This window comes from Collinsella tanakaei, assembly GCF_016902615.1.
Taxonomy (GTDB): domain Bacteria; phylum Actinomycetota; class Coriobacteriia; order Coriobacteriales; family Coriobacteriaceae; genus Collinsella; species Collinsella tanakaei_A.
Map to the genome: position 1 here is coordinate 22197 of NZ_JACJMB010000028.1, position 6513 is coordinate 28709.

Genomic DNA, 6513 nt, shown 5'->3' on the forward strand with positions numbered 1-6513 from the left:
CGATAAAAGAAAAGGCGCCCCGTGGGACGCCTCTCAAATTCGACTGGTGCGGCGTACAGGATTCGAACCTGTGACGTTCTGATTCGTAGTCAGACCCTCTATCCAGCTGAGGTAACGCCGCAACGCACGGATTATAATGCCACCGGCTCCCGCACCCGTCAAGCATCTTTTTTCAAAATCTTGCTACCGGCTGGGACCCGACGCGATTTGAGGCGGACGGCCCCGACGCACTTCTCCCCCGGAGGAAACATGCGCCGTGCAACGCGGCGATAACAGAAAAGGCGCCCCGAAGGACGCCTTTCAAATTCGACTGGTGCGGCGTACAGGATTCGAACCTGTGACGTTCTGATTCGTAGTCAGACCCTCTATCCAGCTGAGGTAACGCCGCAACGCAAGAGATATAATGCCACCGGGCCCCATCCCCGTCAAGCGATAAATTCTCCAATTTGGAAAAATATCCGCAACAATGCCGTTTACCTGAGGAATGAATCAAATGGACCCAAATGCGTTATACATTTTACAGCCGCTCCGTCACCTTGCTCACCACAGGGGTCGGGACCGCGCAGGCCACCGTCTTGCCGAGCGTCGAGTTCAGCAGCGGGAACATGCCCATGCGGAACTCCAGGTTTCGCTTCATCGGACGCAGTTTCCGCTCATAGCGCGCAAGCGCCTCGCCGCCCACACGACAACCACCCTCGAGCACCTCGGCCACCGAGGAGCCTGCCATGATGCCGGAGTTGAGCGCAAACGAGATGCCCTCGCCCGACGTGCACGACAGGAAGCCGCCTCCCTCACCCGCAAGCAGGATCCTCCCCTTACCGGCAACGAGGTCGGCCGGACGACGCAGATGCGCTGCGAACCATTTCTCCCGCTTGACAGAAGGCCCGAGCGGATAGCGCTCGCGCAGGATCTCGAGCACCTCCTCGTGCTTGCGCTCGCACGAGGTGCTGCCCGGATAGAGCACCGAGCCCACGATGGCGACGTCGCCCTTGGGCATGAGATACCCGATGCCGTAGTCGCGCGAGAACCGGCGACAGCACAGGGCATCGAAATACGGCTCGAGCGCACCCGGCTCGATCTTCACGTACTCCTGCACGGTGATATAGCGGTCAAACGGCCTGATACCCAAGCGCTCGCGCACCGTGGCACGGGGACCGTCGGCGGCGATCAGGTAGCGTGCGCGCACGATACGCGAGCGGCGACCCGACGACGGGTGGCTGTCCTTGAGCATCATCTCGACGAAGGTGGGCGACTGCGCGACATCGACCAGGCGCGTCATCGGCAGCACCTGCACGTTGGCGGGCAGCAGGCTCAGCAGCCACTCGTCGAACATCTCGCGATCCACGTTCAAGAAGCGCACGTCCGTTGCCTTCTTGACCCCGTAATCGAGGTGATGGTAGCGAAACGAGATCCACCGCGGATCGAGCACCATCTCTTCAGGTATGCCACCGTACGGCTCGAGCGCCCGCCGGGTATAGAGGTTCAGCATCCCACCGCAGCTCTTGTAGCGCGGCAGGGCGCCGGCTTCCACGAGCAGCACGCGCGCGCCGCCGCGGGACGCCTCGACAGCCGCCATGATTCCCGCCGGACCGGCGCCGACAACCACAACGTCGTAGCTGCTCTCGCAATCGTCGAACGCGATGAACGGCGCCCGGACGCCCCACCTCATACCCATATGCGCACACCTTTCCTGTTTGGTCGCGTGCAAGTATACCCGAGCGCTTGGGAAACGCTGGTTACAGGCTTTCACAGCCGGGCCGCACAGCGTCCGACAAGGGGCGCCGGCGGCGGGGCGCTTTGGCCAGTGCTTCCTTAACCGGCAACTCTCTGCTCTGCAAGGCTATACGCGATTCCCTCCGCATCCATGAGGTCACAGATGCGCACCAGACAATCCTCGCCAGTGTTCATCGTAGCGAGCACCGCAAGCAGCTGCGTAGGCCCGTCCACGCACAGACAGTGCATGAGCGCCTCAACCCCCGACACGTCGACCGTCACGTCCACGACGTGCGTGCCGGCGCCGAAGCAGGCATCGGTCACGCAGCCGCGACTTGTCTGGATGATGCGCAGCTGACCTGCCGCATCGATGCCGCAGCGCACCGCCATCTGCTCGCCGTCTTCCGCCTTCGCGAACAGCTCGATCTCCCTCGCACCCCGACCGTTCATGGCACTCCTTTCGACAATCCTGTCGGTAGCTGCGAGTATACCCAAAAATAGAACGTATGTTCGTGTTTATTCCGTTGTCATGAGTCCTCTGTTGTCCACGCGACGTGATAGGCTTGAGCCGCCGCGTGAAAGGAGTCCCTTCATGTCCTATCCCGTTTTCGATCTACATTGCGACACCGCCGACCGCATCGCCTGGAGCACCGTCGACGCGCGCTTCCGCACGCTTGCCGACCTCGACCGCTTCGACCCCAACGGAAACGGTGAGGAGGCGGGCGACGACCTCGCACAAGGGCCCGGCCATCTCACGCTCGAGCGCATGGGCGAGGTGCCCTGGGCGCAGTGTTTCGCGTGCTTCATCTACGACGAGTTTCCCCCAGAGGAGTCCGCGCGCTTCTATCAGCAGGTCATGGACCATCTCAACGAGCAGCTCGCGCGCAACGCCGACACCATCGCGACCGCGCGGCGCGCCGCCGACATCCGAGCCGCCCTCGAGGGCACGGGGCGCGTCGCCATCAAGACCATCGAGAACGCGCGCCTGTTTGCCGCCGACCCCTCGCTTGTCGGCACCCTCGCCGATGCCGGCGTCCTCATGGCCTCGCTCAGCTGGAATGCCCAAGGACCGCTCGCCAGCGGCCACGACGTGGAGGACGCGGGCATCACGCCGCTGGGCGCCGACGTCATCCGTCGCATGGAGGAAGCGCGCATGATCCTCGACGTCTCGCATCTCAACGACACCTGCTTCGACGATGTCGCGCGTCTGACCACCCGCCCCTTTGTCGCCAGCCATTCCAACAGCCGCGCGGTCTGCGGGCACCTGCGCAACCTCACCGACGCCCAGTTCATAGAGATCCGCGACCGCGGGGGCCTCGTCGGCTTGAACTACTGCCCCGACTTCCTGCGGGATGACGCGAGCACGCACGACCCGACGACCGACGATTTGTGCCGCCACATCGAGCACTGGCTCGATCTGGGCGGCGAGGACGTCATCGCTCTCGGCAGCGACTTCGACGGCACCGACCTGCCCGCATGCATCTCCTCGGCAGCCAAGATGCCCGAGGTGCAGCAGGCGTTCGTCCACGCGTTCGGCGAGACGATCACGCGCAAGCTCTGCGCCGACAACGCCCTCGCCTTCTTCGAGCGCTGGGGACGCTGACGGCGACGGCTCACCCGCCGCGACGAATCCTCCTAGCATGGCGAAAGGCCGGGGCCGCACGATGCGACCCCGGCCTTCGTCTATCTACGACCGCTGGCGGATGTTGCCCTTCGGCGCGCTACGCGACGGGCTCGATGCGCTCGAGACCGCCCATGTAGGGGCGCAGGACCTCCGGCACCGTGATGGAGCCGTCGGCGTTCTGGTAGTTCTCCATGATGGCGGCCATGGTGCGGCCGGTGGGCAGGCCGGAGCCGTTCAGGGTGTGCACGAAGCGCGTGCCCTTGAAATGCTCGGGGTCGCGGTACTTGATGTTCGCGCGACGGGCCTGGAAGTCACCGCAGTTGGAGCAGGAGGAGATCTCCTTGTAGCTGTTGTAGCTCGGCAGCCACACCTCGATGTCGTAGGTCTGGCGCGCCGAGAAGCCCAGGTCGCCCGTGCACAGGCTGATGACGCGGTAGGGAAGCCCGAGCTGCTGCAGCAGGTACTCGGCCTCGGCCGTCATGCTCTCGAGCTCCTCGTCGGACTGCTCGGGCGTGGCGAACTTGACCATCTCGACCTTGGTGAACTGATGCTGGCGGATGATGCCGCGCGTATCGCGGCCCGCGGAGCCCGCCTCCTCGCGGAAGCAGGGGGTGCCGGCGGTGTAGCGCAGCGGCAGCTGGGAGGCATCGAGCACCTCGCCGGCGTGCAGATTGGTGAGCGCGACCTCGGCCGTGGGGATCAGGAACTGGTCCTCGCCCGTGTGGTAGGCGTCGTCCTCGAACTTGGGCAGCTGGCCCGTGCCGTACATGATCTCGCGGTTCACGATCACCGGCGGGATGAACTCCTTGAACCCACGGGAAATGTGCGTGTTCAAGAAGAAGTTCTGCAGCGCGCGATCGAGCTGCGCACCGGCGTCGGCAAGCACGGTGAAGCGGGCACCGGACAGCTTGGCGCCGCGGTCGAAATCAAGGATGCCCAAGTCGGTACCCAGGTCCCAGTGCGCCTTGGCCTCGAAACCCTCGGCGGCGAAATCGCGCGGCGTGCCCCAACGGCGGCGCTCGGGATTCTCGGTCTCGTCCTTACCCACGGGCGTGGCGGTATAGGGCAGGTTCGGCAGGTGCGCCATGAAGTCGGTGAGCTGGCTTTCCAGCTCGGAGCGGCGGACGGCGAGCTCGTCGATCTTCTCGTTGACCTCGCGCACGGCCTCCTTGGCGGCCTCCGCCTCGTCGCGCTTGCCCTCGCGCATGAGGGCGCCGATCTTCTTGGACTCGGCGTTGCGCGTGGCCTGCAGCTCCTCGACCTCGGTGATCACCTGGCGGCGCTCCTCGTCGAGCGCAAAGAACTTCTCGCGGTCCCACGACGTCTGGCGATTCGCCATGGCGGTATCGATGACGTCAGGGTTCTCGCGAACGAACTTGATATCTAGCATGATGCCTCCGGTTGGAATGTGCCCCCTGCGCCGAGTGCGTGCGGCTTCAGGTTGGCGGCATGACGGTGCACAGGCAAGTATATACTTGTGGGAGTTTTTTCCCGAGTAAGAAGGCGAGAAGGCATCATATGGACGCGTTTTTTTCCTTTTTGTTTGGCACCCGCGAGGGAGTCGCGGTGCTTTTCGTCGTAGGTATCGTGATCTTCGCCATCGTGGCGTTCATCCTCGAGAAGCGCACCCACAAGCTCTATGTCGACCGCGGTCCCTCGGATAGCGACGACGACGGCTTCTGGTCGTAAAGCGGCAGCGCGCAGCGCATCCGGCAAGCGAAACGGTACATTGATGGACCCCTGCCCGGCAGGGGTCCATTTTCATATGGGTCGCGCGTGCCGCGCGGGCGCCTATGCGTAGAGCGGATGGACGGCGAGCATCTCATCGACCTTCCCGCGCACGTCCGCGAGCACCCGCTCGTCGTCCGCCCCGAAAACCGCGCGGCAGATCAGACGCCCGATCTCGTAGAACTCCGGCTCGGTGAACCCACGGGTCGTCGCCGCCGCGGAGCCGACCCGGATGCCGCTCGTCACGAACGGGGAGCGCGGCTCGCCGGGGATGGAATTCTTGTTCACCGTGAGCCCGCAGCGCTCGAGCACGACCTCCGCGTCCCTACCCGACACGTCCGCGGGCGTGAGGTCCACCAGGCACAGGTGGTTGTCGGTGCCGCCCGACACCAGCCGCAACCCGCCGTCGACAAGGCCGCGACCGAGCGCCGCAGCGTTTTCGACCACCTGCTTGATGTAGACGGCGAACTCCGGGCGGAGCGCCTCCCCGAACGCCACCGCCTTGCCGGCGATCACGTGCATGAGCGGGCCGCCCTGGGTCCCGGGGAACACGGCGCGGTCGATCGCGCGCGCCAGCTCCTCGTCATTCGTGAGGATGAAGCCGCCGCGCGGGCCGCGCAGCGTCTTGTGGCTCGTCGAGGTCACGACGTCGGCATAGGGCACCGGCGACGGATGGGCGCCCGTGGCGACAAGCCCCGCGATGTGCGCCATGTCGACCATCAGGCGCGCACCGACCCCGTGAGCGATATCCGCCAGGCGCGCGAAATCGATGATGCGCGGGTAGGCCGAGGCGCCCGCGACGATGAGCGCGGGGCGCTCGCGGGCAGCCAGGCGCTCGACGGCGTCGTAGTCGATGGTCTCGGTCGCGAGGTCGAGCCCGTAGGGCACGAAGCGGTACAGCTTGCCGGAGAAGTTCACCGGGCTGCCGTGCGTGAGGTGCCCGCCCTGGTCGAGCGCCATGCCGAGCACGGTGTCACCGGGCTCGACGAGCGCGGTGTACGCCGCCAGGTTCGCATTGGCGCCCGAGTGCGGCTGCACGTTGGCGTATGCGCTGCCGAACAGGCGGCACGCGCGCTCGCGCGCGAGGTTCTCCACCTTGTCCACCTGCTCGCACCCGCCGTAGTAGCGGCGACCGGGATACCCTTCCGCGTATTTATTGGTGAGCACGCTGCCCTGCGCCTCCATGACGGCGCGGCTCGTGAAGTTCTCCGAGGCGATGAGCTCGATGCACCCGCGCTGGCGCGCCAGCTCCCCCTCGATCATGCCCGCAAGCTCCGGATCGCTCGCCGAAAGATACCCACATGCCATGGCAGCCCCTCTCATCCGAATACGAAGCGCACACCGAGCAACCCGGGCCGCGCGGTTTATCTAGCCTACGGCCGCGGGCACCCAAACGCCAGCGTTCATCCGCGGGATGCAGGCAGAAGCCCTTCGACGGTACGCGGAAT

At 65.3% G+C, this 6513-nt stretch carries 6 protein-coding genes and 2 tRNA genes; 2 read left to right on the forward strand and 6 right to left on the reverse strand.

Translation table 11 applies throughout. The features are described from left to right. Positions 1 to 44 precede the first annotated feature (44 nt). From H6A21_RS08665 to H6A21_RS08680, 4 genes are all read right to left on the reverse strand, one after another. Positions 45 to 121, reverse strand: a tRNA-Arg gene (locus tag H6A21_RS08665). A gap of 190 nt (positions 122 to 311) precedes the next feature. Next, positions 312 to 388: transfer RNA gene (locus H6A21_RS08670), tRNA-Arg, on the reverse strand. Between the two features lie 129 nt (positions 389 to 517). After that, positions 518 to 1675 (reverse strand): NAD(P)/FAD-dependent oxidoreductase, encoded by a 1158-nt coding sequence (locus tag H6A21_RS08675; protein ID WP_204562351.1) that lies wholly within the window; start codon positions 1673 to 1675, stop codon positions 518 to 520. 137 nt (positions 1676 to 1812) lie between these two features. After that, the gene (locus H6A21_RS08680; protein ID WP_204562352.1) at positions 1813 to 2163 is read right to left on the reverse strand and encodes a hypothetical protein; all 351 of its coding nucleotides are present in this window, start codon (positions 2161 to 2163) and stop codon (positions 1813 to 1815) included. Between the two features lie 142 nt (positions 2164 to 2305). Between H6A21_RS08680 and H6A21_RS08685 the strand changes: the two genes are divergently transcribed. Beyond that, positions 2306 to 3316 (forward strand): dipeptidase, encoded by a 1011-nt coding sequence (locus H6A21_RS08685; protein ID WP_204562353.1) that lies wholly within the window; start codon positions 2306 to 2308, stop codon positions 3314 to 3316. A gap of 118 nt (positions 3317 to 3434) precedes the next feature. Here H6A21_RS08685 and serS read toward each other — a convergent pair whose 3' ends face one another. Beyond that, the gene (serS, locus tag H6A21_RS08690; RefSeq protein WP_204562354.1) at positions 3435 to 4727 is read right to left on the reverse strand and encodes a serine--tRNA ligase; all 1293 of its coding nucleotides are present in this window, start codon (positions 4725 to 4727) and stop codon (positions 3435 to 3437) included. A gap of 128 nt (positions 4728 to 4855) precedes the next feature. On the opposite strand from serS, the gene H6A21_RS11170 reads away from it, so the two are divergent. Beyond that, on the forward strand, positions 4856 to 5026 hold the full coding sequence (locus H6A21_RS11170; RefSeq protein WP_342589603.1) for a DUF6724 family protein: 171 nt from the start codon (positions 4856 to 4858) through the stop codon (positions 5024 to 5026). Between the two features lie 102 nt (positions 5027 to 5128). Here the strand turns inward: H6A21_RS11170 and glyA are convergent, their stop codons facing one another. Continuing rightward, the gene (gene glyA / locus H6A21_RS08695; RefSeq protein ID WP_204562355.1) at positions 5129 to 6373 is read right to left on the reverse strand and encodes a serine hydroxymethyltransferase; all 1245 of its coding nucleotides are present in this window, start codon (positions 6371 to 6373) and stop codon (positions 5129 to 5131) included. Positions 6374 to 6513 lie beyond the last annotated feature (140 nt).